The sequence below is a fragment of the Chitinophaga sp. CCNWYY40 genome, from assembly GCF_037483205.1.
Lineage (GTDB): Bacteria > Bacteroidota > Bacteroidia > Chitinophagales > Chitinophagaceae > Chitinophaga > Chitinophaga ginsengisegetis.
Window position 1 is genome coordinate 660480 of record NZ_JBBHLF010000005.1, and the last position, 26282, is coordinate 686761.

The 26282-nt window shown below is 47.9% G+C and carries 16 protein-coding genes; 11 read left to right on the top strand and 5 right to left on the bottom strand.

Annotated elements, in window-relative coordinates; genetic code table 11:
* The first annotated feature begins 41 nt into the window (after positions 1-41).
* On the top strand, positions 42-758 hold the full coding sequence (gene mtgA / locus V7S65_RS21765) for a monofunctional biosynthetic peptidoglycan transglycosylase (protein ID WP_079471507.1): 717 nt from the start codon (positions 42-44) through the stop codon (positions 756-758).
* Here the strand turns inward: mtgA and V7S65_RS21770 are convergent, their stop codons facing one another.
* The 4 genes from V7S65_RS21770 to V7S65_RS21785 form a co-directional block, all read right to left on the bottom strand.
* Positions 759-1283, bottom strand: coding sequence for an ATP-binding protein (locus V7S65_RS21770; protein WP_336387657.1), 525 nt, complete (start codon positions 1281-1283; stop codon positions 759-761).
* Entirely contained in the window at positions 1280-1903 is a 624-nt protein-coding gene (pnuC, locus tag V7S65_RS21775) for a nicotinamide riboside transporter PnuC (RefSeq protein ID WP_079471786.1), read from the bottom strand. The genes V7S65_RS21770 and pnuC overlap by 4 nt, the downstream gene beginning before the upstream one ends.
* A gap of 70 nt (positions 1904-1973) precedes the next feature.
* Positions 1974-3671 carry a PNGase F N-terminal domain-containing protein gene (locus V7S65_RS21780; protein ID WP_336387656.1) on the bottom strand — a complete coding sequence of 566 codons (1698 nt, stop codon included), beginning with the start codon at positions 3669-3671 and terminating at the stop codon, positions 1974-1976.
* Between the two features lie 113 nt (positions 3672-3784).
* Positions 3785-4381 (bottom strand): NifU family protein, encoded by a 597-nt coding sequence (locus tag V7S65_RS21785; protein ID WP_079471504.1) that lies wholly within the window; start codon positions 4379-4381, stop codon positions 3785-3787.
* Positions 4382-4535: 154 nt separating this feature from the next.
* Here V7S65_RS21785 and V7S65_RS21790 point away from each other — a divergent pair, with 154 nt between their 5' ends.
* The 4 genes from V7S65_RS21790 to V7S65_RS21805 all read left to right on the top strand — a co-directional run bounded on the left by V7S65_RS21790 (position 4536) and on the right by V7S65_RS21805 (position 9102).
* Positions 4536-5051, top strand: a complete 516-nt coding sequence (locus tag V7S65_RS21790) for a ferritin (RefSeq protein WP_336387655.1) — start codon at positions 4536-4538, stop codon at positions 5049-5051.
* A gap of 48 nt (positions 5052-5099) precedes the next feature.
* Positions 5100-5552, top strand: a complete 453-nt coding sequence (locus V7S65_RS21795) for a methylglyoxal synthase (protein ID WP_079471502.1) — start codon at positions 5100-5102, stop codon at positions 5550-5552.
* Between the two features lie 49 nt (positions 5553-5601).
* On the top strand, positions 5602-7470 hold the full coding sequence (locus tag V7S65_RS21800) for a mechanosensitive ion channel family protein (protein ID WP_336387654.1): 1869 nt from the start codon (positions 5602-5604) through the stop codon (positions 7468-7470).
* A gap of 90 nt (positions 7471-7560) precedes the next feature.
* Positions 7561-9102, top strand: a complete 1542-nt coding sequence (locus V7S65_RS21805; protein ID WP_079471500.1) for a glycoside hydrolase family 10 protein — start codon at positions 7561-7563, stop codon at positions 9100-9102.
* Between the two features lie 18 nt (positions 9103-9120).
* Here V7S65_RS21805 and V7S65_RS21810 read toward each other — a convergent pair whose 3' ends face one another.
* A complete protein-coding gene (locus V7S65_RS21810) occupies positions 9121-10200 on the bottom strand; it encodes a hypothetical protein (protein ID WP_339546368.1) in 1080 nt (359 codons plus the stop codon).
* Between the two features lie 353 nt (positions 10201-10553).
* Between V7S65_RS21810 and gltB the strand changes: the two genes are divergently transcribed.
* The 6 genes from gltB to tamL all read left to right on the top strand — a co-directional run bounded on the left by gltB (position 10554) and on the right by tamL (position 26249).
* Complete coding sequence (gene gltB / locus V7S65_RS21815; RefSeq protein WP_079471498.1) at positions 10554-15083, top strand: glutamate synthase large subunit; 4530 nt, start codon at positions 10554-10556, stop codon at positions 15081-15083.
* A gap of 63 nt (positions 15084-15146) precedes the next feature.
* On the top strand, positions 15147-16622 hold the full coding sequence (locus V7S65_RS21820; RefSeq protein WP_079471497.1) for a glutamate synthase subunit beta: 1476 nt from the start codon (positions 15147-15149) through the stop codon (positions 16620-16622).
* Between the two features lie 252 nt (positions 16623-16874).
* Positions 16875-17486, top strand: coding sequence for a hypothetical protein (locus V7S65_RS21825; RefSeq protein WP_336387652.1), 612 nt, complete (start codon positions 16875-16877; stop codon positions 17484-17486).
* Positions 17487-17594: 108 nt separating this feature from the next.
* Positions 17595-18425, top strand: coding sequence for a DNA damage-inducible protein D (gene dinD / locus V7S65_RS21830; RefSeq protein ID WP_336387651.1), 831 nt, complete (start codon positions 17595-17597; stop codon positions 18423-18425).
* A gap of 269 nt (positions 18426-18694) precedes the next feature.
* A complete protein-coding gene (locus tag V7S65_RS21835) occupies positions 18695-23779 on the top strand; it encodes a translocation/assembly module TamB domain-containing protein (protein WP_336387650.1) in 5085 nt (1694 codons plus the stop codon).
* Entirely contained in the window at positions 23763-26249 is a 2487-nt protein-coding gene (gene tamL, locus V7S65_RS21840; protein ID WP_168771271.1) for a translocation and assembly module lipoprotein TamL, read from the top strand. The genes V7S65_RS21835 and tamL overlap by 17 nt, the downstream gene beginning before the upstream one ends.
* Positions 26250-26282 lie beyond the last annotated feature (33 nt).

The window sequence follows — 26282 nt, forward strand, 5'->3', positions numbered from 1 at the left end:
TTTTAGCCTACCTTTCGTCCCGATTTTTCTAAACCTACGCGATGAATTTAAAAGGCATTGTTCCCAGAACGTGGAGGAGATTGAAGAGAGTAGTACTGGTTTTAATTGTTGCACAATTTTTATACATCCTCTTATTGAAATGGGTGAACCCGCCTATTACCATTACAGAAATCGGCAGCTGGTTCAGCCTTTGGGGAACAGATAAAAAACTACAGAAAACGTGGGTGAGCTACGATGAAATATCCCAACACGCCAAACTGGCTGTAATAGCCAGCGAGGACCAGCTTTTTACGGATCATAATGGCTTCGACTTTAAGTCCATCGAGAAAGCGATGAAGCATAACCAGCAAAGCAAAAAAATAAAGGGTGCGAGTACGATCAGTCAGCAGGTAGCTAAAAATGTTTTCCTCTGGCAGGGCCGCAGCTGGCTGCGCAAGGGGCTGGAAGTATACTTCACTTTCATGATTGAAAAAATATGGGGCAAGCAGCGTATCCTGGAAGTATACCTGAACGTGGCAGAAATGGGAGAGGGCGTGTTTGGAGTGGAAGCCGCGTCCCAGGCAAACTATCAAAAAAGCGCCGCCAGTCTGAACAGGGAGGAAGCCGCCATGATTGCCGCCTGTTTACCCAACCCGCTTAAATATACCATCAATCCGCCTGCGCGGATCACGGCTTACCGTCAGCGTAAAATACTGGTACAAATGCGTAACCTGGCGCCGGACCCCGATATCATGGAGTTGGTTACCGGCAGAAAGTAATCAGGTTCTGTTCAGCAACTCCTGCACCGCGGCTATCGCCAGGGCTTCGCGCTCTTCATAACTGCCCCTGATATCTTTCCATGCAGCACCGGAATTAGCTACTATCTCCCGGTAGATATTATAAAAATAATGGCGCATTTCCGGATCGGGATATTCCCGCTGCGGATCTTCTTCCCATGGCAGATCAATATAGGTGAGCAGGTACAGATCGCACTGCTGGCGGGCAATCTGCTGTAAGATACGCGGATCGCAGCGGCCGTATTTATGTTCGCTCCACACTTTAATCACATACAGATCAGTATCGCAGATCAGCACGTTGTTAGCCTGCCGCGCCATATGCTGCTCCAGCGCTATCTGGCCGGCGGCAATTTCCAGCAGATCGGATTCTTCGTATGGCCGTTGGAGTTGGCCAATATACTCACGGGCATACTCCGGCGTCCATACCGTACTAAAATGCGCCGCCAGCTTTTCGCTGAGGGTGCTCTTCCCGGTAGATTCAGGCCCTATAACAACTACTTTCTTCATTTATGAGACATTTCTCTTTGCAGCACTTCTTTTCTCCAGCTAAGATATCCGAATATGGCAATGGTAAATAAAAAGACGGTTAACCCGGCAGTAAGATACAGATGCTTATATAACAACAGCGGGATGGCTACAAGGTTGGAAATATTGAGCAGTATCCAGTTTTCCAGTTTGCGCTTGGCCAGCAACCACATACCCGCGCAGGCCGTGGCAGATACAAAGGCATCCATCACCGGAACATTGGAATCGGAAAAACGGCTTAACAGGAAATAGAAAATTCCCCAGCCTGCCAATGCAATGAAAACGGCGGTAGTCAGCTCTTTACTGTTGCTGCGCATCACCGGCGTTGCCGGCTGCTCCGGGCCCTTCTTTGCCCAATAGATCCAGCCGTATACGCTCATCACGAGGTAATACGCATTCAGCGCGGCATCGGCATACAGCTTGAAATGTTCCCTCGACAGGAGATAGGTATAAATACCCGTGCTCACAATGCCGGTAGGATATACCAGTATGTTATTATTTTTTTGAAAGATGACCGATAAGACAGCAAAGAAAACGGCTACTGCTTCCAGCCAGGTCATCTGGTGAAGACCTTCTAATATGCCCTGGTATAAATCGTTCATAGTGCGAAAGTGGATAATTAATTCCGGATTATCACATCCGGGATGCAGCAGATGCTGCATCCCGGAAAAATTATTTCTTTTCTCCGATCAGTGTACCGGATACATTCCAGAAACTCTGGCTGCTGCCTTCCGGCTTTCCCTGCGGAATAGCCACCTGTATGGTATGTTGCCCGGGGGTAATATCAGGTAAAGAAATGAATACCGGCGAGGTAAGCGTACCCGGGCACCAGTTGGAACGGCTCAGGTCAGAAGAAGAAAGCCCGTTGCCAAAGTTACCGGAAGCTGGGTTGGATAAACGATAGGTAGCGCAATCTGTGCGCCACGGAATAAAATGATACACCCGTTTTCCATCTACAAAAATTTCATTCTGCTTAGGATTAAACTCATCGCCTCCGCCCCAGCCACCGTGGCCGGTAGTCAGGAACCTTAACTGAATATTTTTAACTCCTTCCGGAATGGTAACGGTTACCTTCAGGGAGTCTTTGTCAAAGAGGGTAGCATACTCCTGCCCGGCCATTTCCATCAGGTTGGTGGTATTGAAAACCGGGTATATCCAGTTGGCAGCCGGGCGGTTTTCATCTTCCGGATCACCCGGATAATATTTAAGGCTAAGGCTTACTTTATGGCCGCCTTTATCGTAGTTGCCAATATATACTCCCAGCCACACATCGCCCTGAAGGCGGCCATGCAGCTCTGTGATGTCTTGCTTATAGATGACGGAATCCGCCCAGTTGTAACCGGCAATCTTAACCTGGTTGTTAAACTGCCGTACACCGAAGGGCGTAAAGAAGCGCAACACTTCCAGTGCAGGCAAATAATTGTCCGTGGCCACCATGCCCTGGTATTGCCTCCCGTTTTTAGCGGTGAATAACGGTAATGCCCCAACGCCCTTCTGCAAACCATCCAGGAAAGAGGTGGCTTTATCTGCCGGGATCATAAATACAGAGCCGGTTCTGTCGTACGCATCCCCGTTGGAGTATTGTGTGAGTTCCGCAAACAACGTCTGGCCCTTCTTTACAGCTGGCAGGCTTACCTTTTTCAGGATCACGGTGCCTCCTGCAAAGTGATAGGTTTGGTTTAGTTGCCCGCCGGAGGGGTTAGGCGTGTTGTTACCCCAGCTGATCTGTTCCTGGTTAAATACCGGCAAGGTAGTATAGCGGCTGTCTATTACCTGCCGTGTATACGCGGCATCGTTTACCAGCGCGCCGGTGTTGGACGGCCAGGCCAATTCGGCATCTGTAATTTTGCGCCAGGTAATTTTCTTTGCCACTGTTTCACTGTTGCCGTTGCGCACCGTTTTAAGCACCAGGCCCAGGCCGGGCGCGAGAGTAAGATTGGGCGTGCCTTTCAGCGGGAGATCGTTGGTGTACCATACTTCAATGGTATTTGAACGGATAAAGAGCTTTGCTTTTTTACACACATATCCGAGGATGGTAGCAGTATCCGGCAGTAATTCCGGGGTGGTATATTCAGAGAAGTTTTTTTTCAGCGTATATACTTCCCCGTTGGGAAGACTTAACACCTGCAGGGTAGCCAGTTCCTGCAAATCCAGGAACTGCTGTTCTTTTTGTTTGTTGCCGCCGGGAACGATGTGTGCCCGGTGATGGTCAATCATCAATTGCAGTTCGTTGCCGGGGATGGCTTTCCCGTTGCTGCTGAAGCCATAGGTAATAACGGCCGATGCGCTGTCCACATTCTTCTTCCTTTGCGCCTGTACCGGCTGCAGGGCGAGCGCCATGCCGGTAACGATCAGTAGTAATCTTCTCATTGTAGCTGTTTGCTTTGTGTTGTATAGGTGGAGCGGCTGGCATTTACGCTAAAAAAAAGCACAGCCATAAAGACTGTGCTTTCGTTTAACACTATCATTCACTCAACTATGGCTTATTCTGCTTCTGCCACAACTTCCTTCACTTCTGGGATCATGCGCTTCATCATGCCTTCAATACCGGCTTTCAGCGTGATCATGGAGGAGGGGCAGCCTGAGCAGGAACCTTGCAACATCAGTGTAACCGTACCATTTTCATAGTCTTTGAACTGAATGGCGCCGCCATCCATTTCAACCGCAGGTTTCACATAGTTTTCAAGTAATTCCTTAATTCGTTTTACCACATCTGTATCGTCTGCACTCACTTCATTGCTCGCAGTAGATTTGGTAATAACTACCTCATCTTCGTTGATAACAGGGCGGGAGTCTTCCAGGTATTCTTTCAGGAAGGCCTTAACAGTAGGAATTATATCGTTCCAGTCAGTTTCGCTGGTTTTTGTAAGCGTAATAAAGTTAGCCATAATAAATACGCCCCTGATGAAAGGGAAGCTAAACAGCTCTATGGCTAGAGGAGACGGTTTGGCACTGGCTTCATCCGGGAAATCAATGCTCTTGCCTGGGTACAGAAGCTTGTTTGCCACAAACTTCATCGTTTCCGGGTTTGGCGTCATCTCCGTATATATGCTGATGATTGGATTTCCTGTTTTAATCATTTTATCCTAATTTACTTATGCAAAGGTAGCATTTTTCAGGCAGATTTCCGGGACGCATCTGAATGTAGTCTATCGAAATTTACGATCCCGGTATAGTTCCCGGTGATATCCCCGTCACACCTCGATCTTCTTCATATTATACAAATTTTTCATTATGTTATTGAAAGAACTCTCTCCAAAAATTTATGACGCACTGAACCAACAGGTGGAAATGGAAGCGGCCTCCTCCCAATATTATCTTGCAATGGCCTCCTGGGCTGAGGTGCAGGGGTATAATGGCGTAGCCCAGTTCCTCTACCGGCATTCTGATGAGGAAAGGGCCCACATGCTGAAGCTGCTGAAGTTTATCAACGAAAGAGGCGGTCATGGCCTGGTTCCGGCACTGAAGCAGCCTACCGTGAAATTCAAAAGCATACATGCCATTTTTGAGCAAGTGTTCAGCCATGAGCTGCTGGTTTCCAAAGAAATCAACAACCTCGTGGATATGTGCCTGAGCGAAAAAGACTATGCCACCCACAATTTCCTGCAATGGTATGTAACCGAACAAATTGAAGAAGAACGCCTGGCCCGGCATATCCTCGATAAATTAAAACTGATAGGAGAGGACAAGGGCGGTCTTTACATTTTTGACCGGGACCTGGCCGTGCTGGACAGCAACGACAAACACTAAACATTAGATTTAATTATTGCGCGTCACTTATTACTTTTGTGATCATATATGCAAACATCAAAAGTTTTAAAAGCCCGCAAAAGAATTGCCCTTATTGCTCACGACCATAAAAAGGCGGAGTTAATTGAATGGGCCATCTATAATAAAACAGTACTGAGCCGGCATGAACTATATGCAACCGGAACAACCGGCCTGCTGATAGAACAGGCGCTGGATGTATCTGTAAGAAAACTCCTGAGTGGCCCCCTGGGCGGCGATCAGCAAATTGGCGCCCTGGTGGCCACCGGAGAACTTGATGTAATCATTTTCTTCTGGGACCCGATGGAAGCGTTGCCTCATGACCCGGATATCAAAGCCCTGCTGCGTTTAGGCGTGGTATGGAATATTCCGATGGCCAGCAACCGCGCGTCTGCCGACTTCCTCCTTACATCCCCCCTGATGCACCAGGAGTACGAAGCCAGTCTGCCGGATTACAGCCAGTATACAAAAAGGAAGATATAGCCGCCTGCTGCTACCCGAATTTTCCGTACTTTAAACAAAAGCTTCGGGAATGAAAATTGTTTTTACCCTCTACTTTACTACCATTCTGACTGGTTGGGCTTTGCTATGCAATGCGCAAAACGATAGCAGCAAAGCTACCCGCGACTCCCTCACCGACTCACAACTGATCCTGACCACCCGCCTGCTCCGGGAAAGCGATTCCCTCCAGAAAGCAGATAATGAACAGAAAAAACAACTGCAGCAACAACTGCTGCTGATCACCAACGACAACGATAACCGCAAAAAAGAACTGCAACAGAAGCTCTCCGCTTTTGAACAGGCCGATTCACTGAAAAAGGCAGCCGCCCGGCAGCGCATCATCCAGCTGAAAGCCACTAACAAAGGCATTCCGGTTGTTCCTTTCCACCGCGACACCCTCTTCTATATTTATAATAAACTGGGACCACTGCATCCCAGCGACCGGGCTGCGAACATTGACCACAAATTGGCACAGCTGGCCGACGATCCTTTCTTTGCCCCCGATTCCATTAAGGTTATACCAAACGAAAACAATATAGACGTTACCTATAATGAACTGGTGCTGTTAAGCGTAACGGATGACGACGCCCTGTGGCTGGACCACGACAAAGCAGAGGTAGCGCAACAATATGCTGCCGCTGTACGCAAAGCAATACTACAGGAAAAGGAAGACAGCAGTTTGCAGAATGTTCTCCTCAGGATAGGCTGGTTACTGCTTATCATCGTTGTTTTTTCCGCTATTGTATACGGCATCAACCGCTTGTTCAAGCGCCTGCGCAAAAGGATTGTCCGGGAAAAAGACCGCTACTTTAAAGGCGTAAAAGTAAAAGACTATGCGCTGCTGAACCAGCAAAAGCAGATAGGTATTGTTTTTAACGTATTGCGTGTAGTACGGATCGTAGCTATCCTTCTCGTCTTTTATATCACACTTCCCTTTGTATTCAGCATCTTTCCCTGGACAAAAGGGATCGCCGATAAGCTGATCAACTGGACATTATCTCCCATAAAATCCATCCTGCTAAGCTTCCTACACTATCTTCCCAAATTACTCACGATCATCGTGATCTACTTTGTAACGCGGTACCTCGTAAAACTCGTGAATTACCTCGCCGAAGAAGTGGCTGCCGGCAACCTCTCCATCAAAGGCTTTTATGCCGATTGGGCCAGGCCCACCGGAAGCGGTATCAAGTTCCTGCTGTATGCTTTTATGTTCGTGGTAATATTTCCTTACTTACCCGGATCGGATTCAAAAATATTCCAGGGCGTTTCAGTTTTCCTCGGCATCCTGTTTTCATTAGGCTCTTCTTCCGCCATTTCCAATGTGATAGCGGGTTTTGTAATTACGTATATGCGTCCGTTTAAGATCGGTGACCGGGTGAAAATCGGGGAAATTACGGGAGATGTGATAGAAAAGAACCTGCTGGTAACCAGGCTACGCACAATTAAGAACGAAGAAATTACGGTACCCAACGCCAGTATATTAAGTGGCCATACCATTAACTTCACCACATCCAGTAAAGACCTCGGCCTCATCTTACATACTACTGTTACTATCGGCTATGAAGTGCCCTGGAAAAAAGTACATGAAATGCTGATCAAAGCAGCTATAGATACGGATGGCGTTATGAAAGACAAACCTCCCTTTGTTTTACAAACCAGCCTGGATGATTTTGCCATCGCTTACGAAATCAATGTGTACACCGATCATTCCCATAAAATGGCAGTTATCTATTCTGATCTCCACCGGCATATCATCGACGAGTTTAATGCTGCAGGTATTGAAATTATGTCGCCGCATTTCATTGCCCACCGCGATGGAAATATGACCACGGTACCAACAGAATATTTACCCGAAAATTACCTGGCGCCTGCCACAAAGTTGAAGATGGAGAAGGATTAGTTTCGCCTATCTTCATAAGAATCACATATTTGTATCGGATCAGCCTTGCTTTTTGCTATTTTCGCATCTTACGGTTAAAAAGTCAGGCTGATGTTGAAGCAATTTATAGCAGGCGCAATACTATTGATTATTGGAATGCAGCAGGCATGGGCGCAATTGCCCCCTAAACGCGAACTGAGAGCGGTATGGATCGCCACTGTAGAAAATATTGACTGGCCATCGCGGCGCGGGTTAAGTACAGAACAGCAAAAACAGGAGTTCATTGCTCTACTCGACCAGCAACAGCGAAATGGTATGAATGCAGTAGTGGTACAGGTGCGCCCGGCTACCGATGCCTTTTATCCTTCCCCTTATGAACCCTGGTCCGAATACCTCACCGGCGTACAGGGGCAGGCGCCAAATCCTTACTATGATCCGTTACAGTTCATGGTGGAAGAAACACATAAACGCGGCATGGAATTTCACGCCTGGTTTAACCCCTACAGAGCCGTATTTAATACAAGCCGCAGCAGCGTGGCGGCCAATCACATCACCCGTCTGAAACCACAATGGTTCGTTACCTACGACAATAAAAAATATTTTGATCCGGGCATTCCGGAGGTGCGGGAATATGTAACGATGGTTATCCGCGATGTGGTGAAACGCTACGATATTGACGCCGTGCATTTCGATGATTATTTTTATCCTTACCGCGTTCCCGGAAAGGAATTCCCGGATAACAGTTCCTACCGCCTGTATGGCAATAATATGATGAAAGATGACTGGCGCCGCTCCAATACAGATGCCATCATAAAAATGCTGAGCGTTGCCATCAAAGCAGAAAAGCCCTGGGTTAAATTTGGTGTCAGTCCTTTTGGCGTTTGGCGTAATAAGGACAAAGATCAGGAAGGGTCTTATACCAAAGGCGGTCAAACCAACTACGACGACCTGTTTGCCGATATCCTGAAATGGCTGAAAAACGGCTGGATCGACTACGTAGCGCCGCAAATCTATTGGGAGCGCGGACACCGGCTGGCCGACTACGAAATATTACTGAACTGGTGGAGCCAGCATGGCTATGGTCGCCAGGTGTATATTGGTCACGGCGTATACCGGATTGGCAGCAATGCTGCGTGGAAAAACCCGAATGAGTTACCGGCACAAATAGAAGAGGCCAGAACACTGAACACTATCCAGGGCAGTATTTTTTACAGTGCTGCCTCTTTCCGCGGCAACCCGCTGGGCATTGAAGATGCGTTGCGTACCCGCGTTTATAAATATCCCGCACTACGGCCAATCATGTCGTGGCTGCCAAAGGAAACACCGGAAGCGCCTTACTTTATTGATGCATTTGAACGGCCGGGAGGATTGGAAATACACTGGGCGGATGATGATACCAGCGGCCATACCAAACAATATGTACTGTACCGGTTTGAGCAAAATGAAGCAATTAACGTCAGCGACCCTACGAAAATTATCAGCATTCTGTCACAGTCTTCCGATCCCGAATTTAAGGACCTCACTTATGTGAAAGGAAAGCTGTATACCTATATAGTAACGGCACTCGACAGGTTGCAGAATGAAAGTCATATCAGCGAACCGCTGCGTATGCGGCAGGTAAATGGTAAGGTACAATTCCTCTTTGAGCCATAGCTGCGGGGAACAGGCGCATTAAAAAATCAGTGCGCCTGTTTCCATATCTATCGCGGTAGCTTCTGCGGGCAGTTTTAATTCCGGGAAGGCATCTGTATGCTGCAGGGCAGTAGTGGATCCAAGCAAACCGCCGGCAACCCCTCCAATTAAAGCCCCGCCAATGATGGCTGTTTGTCTTCTTTCATATGCCGACAGGTAAGACGTGATCACATAACCATGACCGCTCCTGGATAATTCTATCAGCGATTTGTTGGTGTACTTGAATACCGCTCCGTTTTTTACCATGCCCCATAACGCGGGAATAATTGTTTTCTGACCGTCGCCGGGAATCGCATACACCTTCACTTTGCCGGCTTTTCCCTTTGTTTCAAATTGCAGGATATCCGGCTTATTTTCCAGGAAACTGGCAAAAGACAGGTACACCCCGTCGTTCATCACCGGAGCTTTCAGCGCCGGCAGCTCCCGTTTTTTTGCATAAACATCTGTGATACCGGCGTAGGAGAGCCCTGGCTGTGTGTCGGCCAGCACGGCATCTATAGTGTCTATACCTGCTGTATAAAATTCCTTAAAGGCATTTGAGATATTGTTCCGGTGTTGATGGGTTACATCAAAGCCGTTGTTCAAATGCACTATATCCATGACTTTCAGCAGTTTGTAAGTATCCTCCCCGGCTTGTACATAGGCGGTTGCCTTTACGCGGACGTAGGCTTTTTCACCCATCATCTGGGTACGTTCTCCAATGCGCAGGTCCTCCACCACCCATATCAGCCGGGGTTTACCAGGAGTAAATACGCCTCCGAAGGTGTTATTCACATATTCCTGCAGGTATTGGCCCATTTCCTTATCGGGGATGGCTTCCGCCTTATTATTGAAAAGCCCGGTTTGCAGAAACCCGATGCGGCTGGTATCCCATACTGCATTGACGATGGCGATCCCGGATACTTTAGCCTGCAGGCTGTCTGTAAAGGGAGAGGCTTTACCCAGGCTTACTTTTTTTTGTGAGATGGTAGCCGGTGCTTCGGCGGCGTCCTGTGCGCGGGCCGGCAGCAGAAACCCGGCAGACACTAAAAACGCACTTATGAATAGCTTCTGGAGCATAAAATTGGTATAGGCGTTCATGTTGGTAAAGGGTATCATTCAAATATAATACACAGTGGCTGAAAAAAGTACCCCGCATAAAAGTGTTATAATCAGGGGCGCCCTTAAACCTGTCAACCTGAGCCTTAAAACGGGGCCAATTTGTCGTGAGGGAGCAGTCATTTTTTCAAAAATTCTAACAATTAACCTCCTCTTTTTATATTTTTCTAAATTTTAACCGTCTGACAAAAGTTTATACAAAAAATACCGCGTTCCTTTAGTATCTTTAAACCGTTCCCGAATTATATCGTACACCATCACCCGCGGCGCAAGTCAGAAGGGAAGGGTGTGCCAAAGCAAAAAATCTAAACCAAATGGATGAAGTGAAGCAAACGCAAGGTTTATACCGTCCGGAATTTGAACATGATGCCTGCGGAACAGGTTTTACTGCCCACATCAAGGGTCGTAAATCCCACCATATTATACGTGATGCCTTAACCATGCTGGAAAACATGGAACACCGCGGAGCCTGCGGTTGTGAGCAGAACACGGGAGATGGTGCAGGGATACTGTTTCAAACGCCCCACGAGTTCCTGTATGACGAATGTCTGAAACTGGGCATCGCCTTACCGGAATTTGGAAAATACGGTGTAGGCATGGTCTTCTTTCCGAAAGAACCACGCTGGCGTGAAGAATGCCGCGAGATATTTCAACGCAGCGCAGAGAAACTGGGCTTGGAAATTCTTGGCTATCGTAAAGTACCGGTACGTCCGGATGGCATTGGTGAATCTGCCCTTTCTGTAGAACCGGAAATTGAACAGGTATTTATCGCCTGTCCTTATCATATCAGCGATCCGGAAATTTTTGAGCGCAAACTGTTTGTGCTCCGTAACTACGTTTCCAAAACTGTTCGCAATACCGTTCCAAAAGAGAAATCGCTGTTTTACATTGCGTCCCTCTCTTATAAAACAATTGTATACAAAGGTCAGCTGACCACCTACCAGGTGCGTCATTACTATACAGACCTGAGCGATGAGAAAATGGTGTCCGCCTTTGCCCTCATCCACTCCAGGTTTGCTACCAACACGTTCCCTAGCTGGAGATTGGCTCACCCTTACAGGTACATTGCCCACAACGGTGAAATCAATACCCTGAAAGGTAACCTTAACTGGCTCCGCGCCGGCGAAAGGGACTTTATTTCCAAATACTTCAGCAAAGAAGAGATGGAAATGCTGCTTCCCATTGTGGAAGAAGGCCAGTCCGACTCCGCCAGCCTGGATAACGTGATTGAACTGCTCACCATGACAGGCCGCTCCCTGCCGCATGTAATGATGATGCTGGTACCGGAAGCATGGGATGGCAACGAAGACATGGGCGAAGAAAAGAAAGCGTTCTATGAATATCATGCCTCCCTCATGGAGCCATGGGATGGTCCTGCTTCCATTTCTTTCACCGATGGTAAAATCATTGGCGCTACCCTGGATCGTAATGGTTTACGTCCAAGCCGCTTCGTGGTAACAAAAGACGATCGCGTAATCATGGCTTCTGAAGCCGGTGTATTACCCATCGATCCAAAGAATATTAAAGAGAAAGGCCGCCTGCAACCCGGTAAAATGTTTATTGTAGACATGGACCAGGGCCGTATCATAGGTGATGAAGAGCTGAAACAACAGATCTGCTCCCAGCAACCTTATGGCGAATGGCTGAATAAATATAAGATCCGCCTGGAAGAACTGCCGGAACCAAGAGTAACCTTTACTCACCTGGAACACGACCAGATCTTTAAATACCAGCGCGCATTCGGTTACAGCACAGAAGACCTGGATCACATCATTGCCCCAATGGCAATTGATGGCAAGGAACCTGTTGGCTCTATGGGTACAGATACCCCGCTGGCAGTACTGAGCAATCAGCCACAACATCTCTGTAACTATTTCAAACAATTGTTTGCACAGGTAACCAACCCACCGATTGATCCTATCAGGGAAAGACTGGTGATGTCGCTGGCTACTTTTGTAGGCAACAACGGCAACCTGCTGGATGAAGATCCGCTGCACTGCCACGGACTGGCGTTGCGTCACCCGATTCTCAACAACCACGAGCTGGAAAAGATCCGTAGTATCGATACCGGTTTGTTCCAGGCCAAAACATTACACACTTATTTCAAGGCAGACGGTAAGCCCGGCTCCCTGGAAAAAGGATTGGCCCGCTTATGCCGCTACGCGGTAGATGCAGTGGAAGATGGTTTTGAAGTGATCATTCTTTCTGATCGTGCTATCGACTCAGAACACGCCGCTATTCCATCTATCCTGGCAGCATCTGCAGTTCACCACCACCTGATCCGTAAGGGTTACCGTGGCCAGGTAGGACTGATCGTGGAAGCCGGTGATGTTTGGGAAGTACACCACTTTGCCTGCCTGTTGGGCTTTGGCGTAACCGCCATCAACCCGTACCTGGCACTCAGCACCATCCGCGATATGAAGCTGAATGGCAAACTGGACACCGCTCTCGATGTAGATAAACTGAAGAAAAATTATATTAAAGCAATCTGTGATGGCCTTCTGAAAGTATTTTCCAAGATGGGCATCTCCACCCTGCAATCTTACCAGGGGGCACAGATCTTTGAAATATTGGGTATCAACCAGGCAACTGTTGATAAATATTTCACCGGCGCCGTTTCCCGTATACAGGGATTGGGCCTCGATGAAATTGCCCGTGAAACACTGGCTAAACACTGGATGGGCTACGGTCGTAAAGAAACTCCGGTTCAGCGTTTAACAGAAGGTGGTGTATATCAGTGGAAACGTAAAGGAGAATTCCATCTCTTTAATCCCACTACTATTCACTATCTGCAACTGGCTACCCGCATGGGCGACTATGCTGCTTTCAAAAAGTATTCAAAGGCAGTAAACGATCAAAGCGAAAAAGCAGCCACTTTACGGAGCCTGTTTACGTTTAAAAAGAATCGTCCATCTATTTCCATTGATGAAGTAGAACCAGCTTCCAGCATCTTCAAGCGTTTCGCTACCGGTGCCATGAGCTTCGGATCTATTTCCCACGAAGCACACTCCACACTGGCCATTGCCATGAACCGCATCGGCGCAAAAAGTAATACCGGTGAGGGTGGGGAAGATGAGCTGCGTTATGAGCTGCTGGAAAACGGCGACTCTATGCGTTCTGCCATCAAACAGGTTGCCAGCGCCCGTTTCGGGGTTACCAGCTACTACCTGACCAATGCCGACGAACTACAGATTAAAATGGCGCAGGGTGCAAAACCCGGCGAAGGCGGGCAGTTGCCCGGCCATAAAGTGGATGAGTGGATCGCAAAAGTAAGGCACTCCACACCAGGTGTGGGCCTCATTTCTCCGCCTCCTCACCACGATATTTACTCTATTGAGGATCTGGCACAGCTGATCTATGACCTGAAAAATGCTAACCGTGCCGCCCGTATCAGCGTGAAGCTGGTATCTAAGGCTGGTGTTGGCACTATCGCAGCCGGTGTTGCAAAAGCACACGCCGATGTGGTACTGGTTTCAGGTTTCGATGGCGGTACCGGTGCTTCTCCGGAAAGCTCTATCAAACACGCAGGTTTGCCGTGGGAGCTGGGCTTAGCAGAATCACACCAGACCCTCGTAAAAAATAAGCTCCGCAGCAGGGTAGTACTGCAAACAGATGGTCAGCTGAAAACCGGCCGCGACATTGCGATTGCTACCTTATTGGGCGCTGAAGAATGGGGTGTTGCCACCGCTGCCCTCGTGGTAGAAGGTTGTATCATGATGCGTAAATGCCATGTAAACACCTGTCCTGTTGGTGTGGCTACCCAGGACCCTGAACTGCGCAAACGCTTCACCGGCGATCCGCAACATGTGGTAAACCTGTTCACCTATCTCGTGGAAGAACTCCGCGAAATCATGGCTGATCTGGGCTTCCGCACCATCAATGAAATGGTGGGTCAGGTAGAATGCCTCCAGATGCGTGATAACATCACCAACTGGAAAACACAAAAACTGGATCTGTCACCGATCTTATATAAAGAAGAAGCTTCTGCCGAAACCGGCCTGTACAAACAGGAAGAACAGGATCACGGCATCAGCGAGGTAATCGACTGGCAATTGCTGAAGGCCGCACAGCCTGCACTGGAAAAGAAAGCCAGGGTATATCAGCAGTTCCCTGTAAAAAATACAGACCGTACCATCGGTACTATCCTGTCTAACGAAATATCCAAACGCTACAAGAGCGAAGGATTACCGGAAGACACCCTGCACTTCAAATTTATCGGATCTGCAGGCCAGAGCTTCGGCGCCTTTACCACTAAAGGTTTAACGCTGGAACTGGAAGGAGAAGCCAATGACTACTTCGGTAAAGGTTTGTCTGGTTCCAAACTGATCCTCTATCCACACGGAGAAGCGGGATTCAAGGCGGAAGAAAATATTATCGCAGGTAACGTTTGTTTCTATGGAGCTACTTCCGGTGAAGCTTTCATCCGCGGTAAGGCAGGCGAACGCTTTTGTGTACGTAACTCCGGCGCTACAGTAGTAGTAGAAGGAGTAGGTGATCACGGATGTGAATACATGACCGGTGGTAAAGCGGTGATACTGGGTGAAACCGGCCGTAACTTCGGAGCAGGTATGAGCGGTGGTATCGCTTATGTATACGATGTGAAAGGAACTTTCGCCAACTACTGCAACAGGGATATGATCGACCTGGATCCGCTGGATCCGGCAGATGTAGCACTGTTACAGGATCTGATCACTAAACATCATGCTTACACGAACAGCACTGTGGCGAAGTTTATCCTGAAAGACTGGGAAAACCAACTGCGTCATTTTGTGAAAGTATTCCCGAAAGAATACAAGGCAGCATTGAAATCAGACAAAGTACAGGGTCAGAAAGTAGGTCACTAATTGAACAATTAACATTCATCATCAAAATATCCCTTGCAGGTAAGGGACTTGTGGAGGAAAATTATGGGTAAACCTACAGGATTCCTGGAATTTACACGCGAGCTGCCCGGGAAAGCGGATCCCCGGGAAAGGGTTGGTCACTATAATGAATTTGTAGAACGCTTCCCCGATAATAAATTAAATCAGCAAGCGGCCCGCTGTATGAACTGCGGGGTGCCTTTTTGCCACAGCGGATGCCCGCTGGGCAATGTGATACCGGAATTTAACGATGCCGTATACCGTCAGGATTGGAAAGAAGCGTATGATATACTGTCCTCTACCAATAACTTCCCGGAATTTACCGGACGTATTTGTCCTGCTCCTTGCGAAAGCGCCTGTGTGCTCGGTATTAACCAGCCCCCGGTAGCGATCGAGGAAATAGAGAAACATATCATTGAAGTAGCATTCGATAAAGGTCTGGTACAGGCGAAAGCGCCCCGTATGCGTACCGGCAAAAAAATCGCTGTTATTGGTTCCGGCCCCGCCGGTTTAGCCGCAGCAGCACAGTTGAACTATGCAGGCCACACCGTAACCGTGTTTGAGCGCGATGATGCACCAGGTGGACTTTTACGCTATGGTATCCCGGACTTCAAACTGGAAAAATGGGTAGTAGACCGCCGCGTGAAACTGATGGAAGAAGAAGGAGTGGTGTTTCAATGCAATGCCAACGTAGGCGTTAACGTTAGTACCAATGACCTGCTGAGAGAATACAACGCAATTGTACTGGCTGGTGGTTCCACCATTCCACGCGACCTCCCGATTCAGGGCCGTGAGCTGAAAGGCGTACACTATGCAATGGACTTCCTGAAGCAGCAGAATAAAAGAGTTAGCAATATTGCAGTAGAAGGCAGCGATATATTGGCTACCGGCAAAAATGTAATTGTAATTGGTGGTGGTGATACGGGCTCCGACTGTGTGGGAACCAGTAACCGCCATGGCGCCAACAGCGTTACGCAGCTGGAATTATTACCAAAACCTCCGGGTGAACGTACGCCGTATATGCCATGGCCTACCTACCCGATGGTATTAAAAACATCCTCTTCCCACGAAGAGGGAGCAGACCGTAAATGGGCCATTGCTACCAAATCCTTTATCGGAGATGACAACGGCCACCTGAAAGCCCTGCGCCTGGTAGACCTGCAATGGACCGCCAGCGCCGACGGCAGACCGGCAAAATTCACGGAAGTTCCCGGTTCCGAAAGAGATGTACCCTGCGAGCTGGCCTTACTGGCTATGGGCTTCGTACATCCCCAGCACACCGGTTTACTGGATCAGCTGGAAGTGGAAAGAGATGAACGCGGTAATGTAAAAGCTACCGAAAAAGATTACCTGACATCCATCCCTAAAGTGTTCACTGCCGGCGATATGCGCCGCGGACAATCACTGGTGGTATGGGCTATAAGCGAAGGTCGTGAGTGCGCAAGAAAAGTGGACGAATTCCTGATGGGTAGCTCCCAGCTGGAAAGCAAAGACCATTCATTGCAGGCAATGGCTTTATAATTCAAATAGTAAATCAAATTTTTTCTCATAAGCAGGTTTAGATTTTGTTGTAACCTTCAGCCGGGCCGGGTTTTTACCCGGCCTATATTTTTTTAAAAAGACAGGATCCTCTCCCAGAAATAGCCTGTTCCTGTTCAATACCTCCTTTCCTCCGGGTTTTAAAGACATAATTCAAACATCAGCAGAAACAATGCAGGTGTTCAGCTATTTCCAGGTATCGCCACTCCCTAAACCCAATACATTTGTTAAATTATGAAACAACTGTTGTGTTTTTGGAGCCTGCTGTTGCTGGGCATCTCCGTAACGGGGCAAAATGTGCTGATTACCGATGCCCCTCAACTAAAGAAAGGGCTGTACAAGACCTTTGAGGAATTTCAATCAAATAATCCTTCGGAAGAAGGGGACCTGGTAATCAAAAACCGCAGCTCCGCCGCGCAGATCTACCTGTTGGCCAACAGAAATGAACTGGTGCTCCGGGATGGCGCCGGCCAGGAACACAAACTGAAAAATTACTGGGGCTTCTGCGACGGGAAAAATATCTATATCAAAGACAACGGTCTCAATAAATTACAGGAAATCGGTTACTACTGCATATATGCTTTACATGGCATTCAACCCTCACGCGGCTATATTAATCAGGCCGATATGACTACCAACAGCATCAATACACCCGTGGTGCTCAAAAAAGTGCTGAATGTGGTGACTGGTCAGATCCTGGAACTATCTGCCTACAATCTCAAAAAATACATCCTTCCACAGGATAGCGTGTTGCTCGATGAATTCAGGGCCGACAGGGAGAAGAAAGATCAGCTGGAATATTACATTTTCCGTTTTAACCAAAGGAACAAGCCAGAAATAAAGTAATTAAATTTCTTCCAAAATGAGAGTGTTTAAGTTTGGTTAACCTGCTGCTGTTATGGCTTCGGTATATCGTGCGTATCACAATATTGTGAGATGAATAAACACTTTTTCATGAAAAAAGAATTGATTGAAGCACTGTTTAAACAATTTGAGCAGGCTTGTTATGAACACAAAGGTATTGAATGCTGGAGCGCCAGGGAATTGCAACAAATTCTTGGATACCTGAGATGGGAAAACTTTTTCAAAGTCATTGAAAAGGCCAAAAATTCCTGCGAAAACAGTGGAATTGTCGTCTCCGATCATTTTCGTGACATCACGAAATCGATACCTGTTCCTAAAGGTGGCCAAAGACAGCTTCAGGATATCGCCCTTACCCGTTACGCCTGCTACCTGATTGCTCAAAGTGGCGATACCCAAAAAGATCCGATTGCATTTGCACAAACCTACTTTGCCGTACAAACCCGCAAACAGGAAATCGTTGAAAAAAGATTACTGGATATTGACCGCATCAATGCCCGGGAAAAACTATCGAAGTCAGAAAAGGTCCTATCTGGTATTATTTACGAAAGAGGAGTGGACGATAAAGGATTTGCCGGGATCCGGTCCAAAGGCGATGAAGCCCTTTTCGGCGGATTTACCGCCCGCGATATGAAGAGAAAACTGATTGTTCCGGAAAACAGAGCCCTGGCAGATTTCCTTCCCACCATTACTATTAAAGCAAAAGACCTCGCAGCAGAAATTACCAGCCATAATGTAGTAGAGAAAGATCTGAAAGGAGAAGATGATATTACAGAAGAACATGTCGATAACAATACTGCCGTCAGAAATGTACTTCTCGAAAGAGGTGTAAAACCGGAAAGTCTCCCACCGGCAGAAGATGTGGATAAAGTTAAAAAACGAATTGAAAAAGAAGATAAAAATGCCCTGAATCAGGATAACTAAATAATAAAAACCAACCCGTCCAATCCATTTTCTTTTCGCCAATCTGTGCATATTACTACTCACCCCATTCTGTTTCTGCACCAAAAAAAGTATGTCCGTTACCGTATTTAATGTATTCTTGCAATTACTATTTATTCCCGGTACTCCTGAGGTATGGATTTTGTTGTACCCCGCAGGCAAGCGCCCGGTTGCACTATCCTGCCGGTAAAGTAAACCATAAGCACGCTTTTGCGTTTATATTCAGTAATTTACTTTTGTAATATATCATAGTGACAGAACCAGCAGAAACCGGAGAAAAACACGGCCGCCCCTGGTGGCGATGGCTTATATGGATTATTGTTGCGGTGCTCTTATTGCCCGTAATGGCTGTTTTATTATTACAACTGAACGGCGTCCAGAATTATTTAAGAGAACAGGGAGAACTATACCTGCGGAAGAAACTGCACACAAAAGTGCAGATCGGCTACCTGCGCGCACGTGGCTGGCAGTACCTGGAACTGCGTAATGTATATGTGGCCGACACCTCCAAACAGGCCCTTTTTTACACCGGTTCCCTCAAGGTACATTACAACCTGCTGTCACTGATCAGTAATGAACTGAAAATAGATAAACTGGAATGGGACACCTTACTGGTAAACGTATACCGGCATCCCGGCGATTCCACTTTTAATTACCAGTTTGCGGTAGATGCGTTTGTGACACCCTCCGGTAAAAAAGATACCCTGGCGCCGGAAACCGGTACCACCTTACAATATCGGCTGAAAGACATCTCATTCCGTAAAGTGAAAGTAAGCTATGCCGATGCACAGGGTGGCATGTCTGCCATACTCACCTGGGATAGCTTGCATGTTGATCCGGACGACCTGCTCATAGATGATGGCATTTACGCATTCAGGGGTATTACCCTCGATGGACTGAAAGGCTTTTTCCGGCAACAATATATACCTCCGGCTATTACATCAGCCGCTCCGCCGCCGCCACCTGCTGATACCAGCAGCGCATCCCTGCACCTGCTCCTGAAAAAACTACAGATCAATAACAGTAATTTCCTGTATACAGATGAAGGCTCCGGTATTACCACCGCCTGGAAAATAGGCGCCCTGCAATTACGGAACAGCAACCTGGACCAGGACTCCACCCGGATACAGGTAGGAGATCTCTCCATCAGCAATACCACCGGTTTGGTGATGATGGTGCCCGGAAAAGATTCCGTTCCTGCCACACCAAACGACACCACACCAAATACATGGCAGGTATTTGCCACCCAGGTAAATCTTGATAAGCTGGCTTTACGCTACGACAATGGCGGCCCGGCGCCAAAGGCCGCAGGACCAGATCCTGACTATAATCACCTGTTCCTGACCCGGTTCTCCAGTAAAATCAATAATATCCGCTATAAGCCCGATAGCATTATGGTGGGTATAAAGTCATTAACTGCCCGGGATAAGTCCGGCTTTACGATCCGCAAAGCCAATATGGACGTATTGTTTACGCCGTATACACTGGCGCTGCGCAATTTCCTGCTGCAAACCAATAAAAGCATCTTCCGCAAACAGATCATTGTAACAGTCCCTTCCTGGTCAGGCATTTCCGACCACCTCGATCAACTCGGACTGGATGCCAATCTCGATTCTGTGCATATAGCACTGGGAGAGTGGCTGCCTTTTGTTCCTGATGCCCGCAAAAATAAATCATTCGACCAGCTCTGGAATAAACAACTAACGCTGGCGGCTATACTAAAAGGAAACCTGGGAGAACTGAATATTAAACAGCTTTATGTCAACGATCACGAAGGCAACCTGATTAAAACAGACAATGGCCAGGTGTTCCATGCTACAGATCCGGACCGCCTCAGTGCCAATCTTCCTACACTGCATATACAAACAGGAAACAAACCATTGCGCGCCTGGCTGCCGGCCGGTACACTGCCAGATACACCACGCCTGCCGGAAAACATGCTGATTACCGGTATGTTCAAAGGCGGCATGAAAGACCTGGTTACCCAACTGCAGCTGAAAAGCGAAACCGCCAATGCGAATATCAATGCGCATCTCGTTAATATCACCGACAGCATCCGCAGCAGCTATACCATCAGTATTCCCTACTTCCGGGTAAACCCCGGCGCTATGCTATACGATACCACCTACGGCTGGATGTCCGGAAAACTGAGCGCTACCGGTGAGGGCTATACGTTAAAACAAATGGTGGCCAAAGCTACCGCACAACTGGATGAAGCTACCTATAACGCCTATACGTATCATGATGTAAGTGTAATTGCCGGTATCAACAAAGGCGACTTTGAAGCACAGGGCGAAAGTGCTGATAGTAGCATCACCGCCACTTTCGATATCAGCGGACAACTGGAGGATACTACCATCCAGGGGCTGAAAGTAAATATGGAAGTGGCTAAAGCCGATCTTTATGCTACCCACTGGTATACAGAACCATTAACTATACAGGGAAATCTCCTGGCAGATTTTAACAGTATAGAACCACAGCGCATTGAAGGCAACGCCTTTTTAACAAAATGGCAGATCGCCACACAGGGACAGGTATTTCCGCTGGACAGTATCTCCCTGATAGCCGAATATAAAGATCAGCAATACCTTACTTTAAAAAGTCCGTTTGGCCTGATCAGCGCCAACGGCCATATCGATTATACAAAGGTGGGCACTGCATTCGCCAACATTATCAGCAAGCCATTGCTGCCAGCCGATTCGGGCGTTATTGTGCAGGTTCCCGGCGGACAATCACTGCAATGGAATGCTTCTTTACAATGGCCAAAGAGCTTGCAGCAGATGATCCCAACACTGCGCATGGAAGTGCCACTGGTGATGAATGGCCGCCTTAACAGCGACAGCAGCCTGCTCATCGCCAATGCATATCTTCCGAAAGTTAATTATGATTCCCTGCAGGTCGACAGTCTGCGTATGGGCGTTTCTATCCTGGATACTTCTATGCGGCTTGGGGTTTCCCTGGCCCGTATGGCGCATCCATCCTTCCCGCTGCAACACACTTATCTCACAGCGTATGCCAATACCGGCGTGGTTGATTTTGACGTTGTGCTGGATGATATTAAAAGGCAGCCCAAATATAAACTGGGCGGCATTTTCACCTTCCTGAAAGAGAATGCTATGCAGCTGTCCCTTAAACCCGGACTGCTGCTGAACAAACAGGAATGGACGGTAGCAGAAAACAATATTCTCCGGATGAAGAACGGCGCGCCGGATACCGCAAATATCAAACTGTCGCAGGGCGATCAGTCCATCCAGATCGTGACCCGGCCGGATACCAGCACGGTTCCTGCCCTCCAGGCCAACATTGCCAATTTCAAATTATCTACTATTACCGCGCTGCTGGCAACAGACACGCTGCTGGCCAACGGTACCCTCAATGCGGAAGCCACGGTCAGGAACTGGAATCAGTCGCCACTGATCCACGCCACACTGAAAGTAGACAGTCTAACGGTGAAGAATACACGCATGGGAACACTGGATGCCAATGTAGAAAACAGTGGCCCCGGTCAATATAAACTTACTGCCGGATTAACCGGTAACGATAATGATATAAAAGTAGATGGTACCTACGACACAACCATCAACGCCCAGCTTGATATCAATAAACTAAGCATTGCCTCACTGGAGCCTTTCACGATGGGCAGCGTGACTAAAATGTCCGGCAACGCTACCGGGCAGTTCAATATTACGGGTACTCCTTCCGCCCCCAAAGTATTGGGAAGCCTGCACTTCGATAATGCCGCCGGCATGGTAACCATGATTGGCAGCACGTTCCACCTGCCGGATGAAGATATTGTGATAGACGAAAGAGGCATCCTGCTGAATAACCTGGTAATAGCCGACAGCGCCAATAACGAGCTGGTAGTAGATGGCCGCATCAATACCAGGAACTTTACCCGGTATAGCTTTAACCTCGATGTTACCGCCGATAACTTCATGGCGCTTGGTCGTCAACAAAGCCCGGATCAATGGATTTATGGCCCTGCTTATATAGATAGTAAAGTGAAGATCCGCGGTACGCTTGATCTGCCAAGAATTGATGCCATCGTAAAGCTGCGCGACAAATCCAGCGTTACCATGACGCTCCCGCAGGAAGAACCGGGACTCGCCAACAGGGAAGGCGTGATAGAATTTGTGGATAAATCCAATCCTGTCGATTCCGCACTGCTGGCCCGTGAAGACAGCCTCCGGTTTAAAACCACGCGGTTGAAAGGCATGTTCCTGTCCGGCAACCTCGATATTACGCCGGAATCTGTTCTTAAAATTATTATCGACTCACAAAATGGTGATTATGTACAGGCGAAAGGTACCGCCAGCATCAACGCCACGCTGGATCCCAGCAGTAAATTAAGTCTTACCGGCCGCTATGAAATAACGGAAGGTAAATATGAGATGTCGCTGAACCAGCTCATTAAACGCTCCTTCGATATAGAAAAAGGCAGCTTCGTATCCTTCAATGGAGATGCTACCAGCGCCGATCTGGATATCACCGCCAAATACACAGTGAATGCTCCGGCGTACGATCTCGTGGCAGACCAGCTCCAAAGCATGTCTGCCGAGCAACGCAATACCTATAAACAACGGATGCCATTCCAGGTGTACCTGATGATCAAAGGCAACCTGATGAAGCCGGATATCAGCTTCCGCCTGGATCTGGCAGAGAAAGACCGGAATACGCTGAATGGAACACCGTATAACCGTCTGAAACAAATTAACCAGGTGCCTTCTGAGCTGAATAAACAGGTGATGGGACTGCTGGTGCTGAACTCCTTTATTCCGGATGATCCTATGAATACACTCGATGGCGGCACCGGCGGGGGAGTAGGACAGGCGGCGAAAAACAGTGTGAGTAAAATACTTTCACAACAGCTCAATAACATGGCGGGCAACCTGATCAAAGGGGTGGACCTCAACTTCGATTTGCAGAACCAGGAAGATTATTCCACCGGCACTGCACAGGAGTCCACCAATCTGAAAGTGGGCGCCTCCAAACAGTTATTCAACGATCGTTTAACCGTTTCTGTTGGTTCCAATATCATGTTGCAGGGAAACCAGCAAAACGCCAGCTCCCTGATCGGCGATATCTCTGTGGAATATAAACTTACCCGCGACGGACGTTACCGGATAAGGGTATATCAGCGCAATGATAGCCAAACTGTGCTGGAAGGACAGGTAGTGGAAACAGGAGTAGCTTTTGCACTGATCATGGACTACGATGAATTCCGTGAAATTTTGCAGCGGTCTAAATCTGAATCTAAAAAACAGAAACTCCGCGACAACAAAAAAAATAAGAAAGACGATAAAAATACGACAACGCCTGATGCGAAAAGTAAATAGCCATATCATCATTTGCTGTAGCCTGTTTTGCCTGGTATACCTGGTAATCAGCTCCTGCAGTACCACGCGTACCGTACCCGAAGGAGACCGGCTATATACTGGGAGCGAAGTAAAATGGATCACTGATAGTATTGCTAAAAAAAGACCGAAGGATTATAGTTCCCTGATGGAAGGAATGGATAAAAGAATCCGTCCCAACAGGAACCGTAAATTCCTCGGTATGCCCATAAAACTGTGGCTCTATAATTTAGGCAATGAACCTAAGGGAAAAGGATTGAATTACCTGCTGCGCAAAAAGTGGGGGGAACCGCCCGTTTTACTAAGCCAGGCCAAACCCGACTACACATCACAGGTGCTGGAAGAATACCTCGTGGATAACGGCTATTTCCAGGCCGGGGTTACTTCTGCCGTTAAATTATCCGGTAAGAAAAAAGCTTCCATGAAGTACACCGCTACGCCCAATCACCGGTACACTATTAAAAGCGTCACCTATTTAACAGATAGCAGCGCCATCGGCAAAACGGTTACTTATACCAAACCGGAAAGTTCATTGATCATCGGCGCCAATTATTCGCTCGATTCAATCAAGGCCGAACGGGAACGTATACACGCTGCATTAAAAGAACAAGGCTATTATTATTTTACTCCCGATTATTTACTGGTACAGGTAGATAGTACCAATAGCGGTACCGTAGATCTGTTTGTGAAGATAAAGGACAACACCCCCCTGGCAGCGCTTCGCCCTTACAGGATGCACGACATAGTGCTGTTCCCTGACTACTCGCTGGACAACGACTCCGCTTCTACACAGGGAACTCCCATAAGATACAAAGGCATTTATATTGTGGATTCCGCCCACCGGTTCAAATCATCCGCATTTGACCGGTCCGTGTTTTTACGGCCGGATAGTTTGTATCGTCTGAGCTCACATAATATTACGTTGCAAAGGCTGATTAACCTGGGCGTATTCAAATTTGTAAAAGGACAGTTTTCGCCGGTACGCGATACCTCTGTTCACAACCTGGTAGGAGGCAGCCCAAATGTTACCAGCACCAGGGACAGCTCCCGTCGACGGGATGCTTCCGGCAGAAATTTGAACCGGCGCGATAGCACCTATTCCCGTGATACTTCCCAGGCCAGCAACTACAGGGCGATGGTGAATAACCGGGTGGCGCTCGACAGCGGCTGGCTCGATGCAAAGCTTTTCCTCACCCCCTATAAGCGTCGTTCTCTTCAAACAGAATTACGCGGTACGTCTAAATCTAACGGGTTCATTGGATCACAGATACAGATAACCGCTAAAAACCGCAACTGGCTGCATTCTGCGGCATTGCTGGAAATCGGGTTACGTGGCGGGTTGGAGTGGCAAACCGGCAATAAAAACGCAGGCGGATCTAATTCATATGGCCTCGGCGCAGAAGTAGCCGTTACTTTCCCGCGGTTCATTACGCCTTTCCGCGGACTGAATATCCGTACCCCCTATGTGCCTAAAACAAGAATAAGCGCCAGCTATGAACTGTACAGCCGTGCAGACCTGTATAACCTTAACGCGTACACGCTGCAGCTGCAATACCTCTGGCAACGGACACAATACCTGAGTCATATCTTTGCGCCGGTGGCGCTTACATATGTGCTGCCTACCAAAACAACACCGGCATACGACAGTATCCTGGCAAACGATCCGAGTCAGCGCAACGCTATTGAAAAACAATTTATCCTGGGCGGCAACTACACCATCACCTACAATAACCAGCAGGCCAACCGGGTGCACAGCTTCTACCTGAGTGGGAATATAGATATCTCAGGCAACATAGCCGGGTTAATCATTCCAAAAAATGATACCGGGCAAAAAACATTACTTGGAAATTCATTTGCGCAATATGAACGATTCACTGCGGAAGCGCGCCACTACTGGCAGTTGGGCAAAGGTAAACAATGGGTAAACCGCCTGTTACTTGGCTATGGTTTACCATACGGTAACTCATCCACCCTGCCTTTTGTAAAACAGTTTTTCACAGGTGGTAGCAGCAGCATCAGGGCGTTCCGGGCACGTACTCTCGGCCCTGGATCATATCACAATCCTGCCGTGGATACTTCAGCCCTGCTGGCCAATGAAGCCGGCGATATCAAGCTGGAATTCAACTCCGAACTGCGTGTACACGTAGCCAGTGTGTTCAATGTGGCAGCCTTTGTAGACGCGGGTAACATCTGGTTGCAGAAAGATGTACCAGATAAACCAGGCAGCAAATTCGCCTTCAATACTTTTTATAAAGACATTGCCGTTGGCGGTGGTGTGGGCCTACGCATAGATGCTTCTATTGTGGTAGTACGCCTCGATCTGGCTATTCCCTTCCGCATTCCTTACCTGCCGGAAAATGAACGCTGGGTGTTTGATAAAATAAATTTTGGCGATCCCGACTGGCGCAAAAAGAACCTTATTCTCAACATTGCCATCGGGTATCCATTTTAATATTACGGGGAGATGGTCCTGAAATCATCTCCC

What these genes read in the sequence shown, in the direction of transcription:
- pnuC (WP_079471786.1), bottom strand. Translation starts at nt 1,903, where the DNA reads ATGAACGATTTATACCAGGGCATATTAGAAGGTCTTCACCAGATGACC.
- V7S65_RS21820 (WP_079471497.1), top strand. Translation starts at nt 15,147, where the DNA reads ATGGGTAAACCTACAGGATTCCTGGAATTTACACGCGAGCTGCCCGGG.
- V7S65_RS21780 (WP_336387656.1), bottom strand. Translation starts at nt 3,671, where the DNA reads ATGAGAAGATTACTACTGATCGTTACCGGCATGGCGCTCGCCCTGCAG.
- dinD (WP_336387651.1), top strand. Translation starts at nt 17,595, where the DNA reads ATGAAAAAAGAATTGATTGAAGCACTGTTTAAACAATTTGAGCAGGCT.
- gltB (WP_079471498.1), top strand. Translation starts at nt 10,554, where the DNA reads ATGGATGAAGTGAAGCAAACGCAAGGTTTATACCGTCCGGAATTTGAA.
- V7S65_RS21770 (WP_336387657.1), bottom strand. Translation starts at nt 1,283, where the DNA reads ATGAAGAAAGTAGTTGTTATAGGGCCTGAATCTACCGGGAAGAGCACC.
- tamL (WP_168771271.1), top strand. Translation starts at nt 23,763, where the DNA reads ATGCGAAAAGTAAATAGCCATATCATCATTTGCTGTAGCCTGTTTTGC.
- V7S65_RS21790 (WP_336387655.1), top strand. Translation starts at nt 4,536, where the DNA reads ATGTTATTGAAAGAACTCTCTCCAAAAATTTATGACGCACTGAACCAA.
- V7S65_RS21800 (WP_336387654.1), top strand. Translation starts at nt 5,602, where the DNA reads ATGAAAATTGTTTTTACCCTCTACTTTACTACCATTCTGACTGGTTGG.
- V7S65_RS21810 (WP_339546368.1), bottom strand. Translation starts at nt 10,200, where the DNA reads ATGCTCCAGAAGCTATTCATAAGTGCGTTTTTAGTGTCTGCCGGGTTT.
- mtgA (WP_079471507.1), top strand. Translation starts at nt 42, where the DNA reads ATGAATTTAAAAGGCATTGTTCCCAGAACGTGGAGGAGATTGAAGAGA.
- V7S65_RS21785 (WP_079471504.1), bottom strand. Translation starts at nt 4,381, where the DNA reads ATGATTAAAACAGGAAATCCAATCATCAGCATATATACGGAGATGACG.
- V7S65_RS21795 (WP_079471502.1), top strand. Translation starts at nt 5,100, where the DNA reads ATGCAAACATCAAAAGTTTTAAAAGCCCGCAAAAGAATTGCCCTTATT.
- V7S65_RS21805 (WP_079471500.1), top strand. Translation starts at nt 7,561, where the DNA reads ATGTTGAAGCAATTTATAGCAGGCGCAATACTATTGATTATTGGAATG.
- V7S65_RS21825 (WP_336387652.1), top strand. Translation starts at nt 16,875, where the DNA reads ATGAAACAACTGTTGTGTTTTTGGAGCCTGCTGTTGCTGGGCATCTCC.